This window comes from Bradyrhizobium sp. SHOUNA76 (assembly GCF_023006445.1).
In the GTDB taxonomy this organism is placed as follows: domain Bacteria; phylum Pseudomonadota; class Alphaproteobacteria; order Rhizobiales; family Xanthobacteraceae; genus Bradyrhizobium.
Window position 1 is genome coordinate 1 of the sequence record NZ_JALBHA010000856.1, and the last position, 1,494, is coordinate 1,494.

Annotated in this window: 2 protein-coding genes and 1 pseudogene; all 3 read left to right on the forward strand. The window is 66.1% G+C overall.

The window, feature by feature from the left end; all coding sequences use genetic code 11:
- Positions 1-134, forward strand: a pseudogene (locus MOV74_RS37935) (MBL fold metallo-hydrolase); the annotation flags it as partial.
- Between the two features lie 101 nt (positions 135-235).
- Positions 236-403, forward strand: a complete 168-nt coding sequence (locus MOV74_RS37940; RefSeq protein ID WP_246932609.1) for a hypothetical protein — start codon at positions 236-238, stop codon at positions 401-403.
- A gap of 171 nt (positions 404-574) precedes the next feature.
- A partial coding sequence (locus tag MOV74_RS37945; RefSeq protein ID WP_246932612.1) for an MFS transporter occupies positions 575-1,494 on the forward strand: 920 nt, incomplete at its 3' end.

Genomic DNA, 1,494 nt, shown 5'->3' on the forward strand with positions numbered 1-1,494 from the left:
TGTTCTTCTGCGCCTTCGGCGAGCGCTCGGCGATGGCGGTGGCCGCCGCCAAGGCGGCCGGCCTTTCCAACACGGCGCACATCGCCGGCGGCCTGGATGCCTGGAAGAAGGCCGGCGGGCCGCTCGTGCATTGACGGCCGAGGACCGTCCTCGGGACGAGATGATTGCGCTAAGTCAGGGACTACCCATATTTGCGGGGTAGGATCGGGTGCAGCATCACCATCCGGGACCAGCCATGATCAAGACCTGCAAACCGAGCGAACCGCCCAAAATCGCCGTCAAGAAGCCGGCGGACAACAAGGCGAAGCTACCTCCGCCTCCGGCCGATGACGACGACTACGAGGACGGCGACATCGCGACGCCCAAACGCGACCGTTACGGTGTGGACGACGAGCCGTTGTGAGGGGGCGGCCCCGGGCTCGCCTGTCGTCCCTGCGTTCGCAGGGGCGGCGCTGTGGAAGTGGCTCAACTGCTCGATCGACCCGCACTACCTGCCATGCGCCTCTGTTCATGGACAAATAACCGCTCTCCCCGATAGTTTGCGCGCCTTCCAGGGAGTGAAACCGAAACTGCAATGGTCGATGTTCTCGCCGCACCGCAGCAAGGCAAGGCGGACAGCGCGCTACGCACGCTGACGGGAATCTCGATCGCGCATTGGGTCAGCCATTTCCATCTGCTGGTCCTGCCGATGCTATTCCCGTTTCTCAAGGCGCAGCTCGGCGTCGGCTATATCGAGCTTGGCTTCGCGCTCACCGTATTCGCGGTGGTGTCCGGACTGACGCAGGCGCCGACCGGCTATCTCGTCGACCATTTTGGCGCGCGCAGGATCCTGCTGATCGGCCTCACGCTCGGCGGCTTCGCGCTGATCCTGCTTGGCCTGCATCTCAGCTACGCCTCGCTGATCGCCTGCGCCGTGCTGCTGGGTCTCGCCAATAGCGTCTATCACCCCGCCGACTACGCGATCCTGGCCGAGCACATGGACGAGGCGCGGATGGGCCGCGCCTTCTCGATCCACACCTTTGCCGGATTTCTCGGCGGCGCGGTGGCACCGGCGATCGTGGCGGCACTCGTCACCCTGTCCGGCGGCACCGGCGCGCTGATCGCATCGGGTGCGATCGGCATTGCGGTGGCCTCGCTGCTGCTCGTCATGAACATTCCCGACGCCGGCGCCAGCAGGAAGAAGCCGGGCGCGGAGAACGCGCAGAGGCAGGCCGTCATCACACCGGCGCTGATCGTGCTGACGGCGCTGTTCATGCTGCTCAGCCTGTCGGTCGCCGGCATCAACAATTTCGGCGTCGTCGCGCTGATGAGCGGCTATGGCACGTCCTACTCGGCAGCCAACGTCATGCTGACGGCATTCCTTGGCGCCAGCGCCGCCGGCGTGCTCGCAGGCGGCTTCCTTGCCGACCACACCGAGCGCCACGGCTATGTCGCCGCGGCCTGCTTTGCCGCGAACGCGGCGATCGTGCTGCTGATCGCGCTCGTGACGCTGCC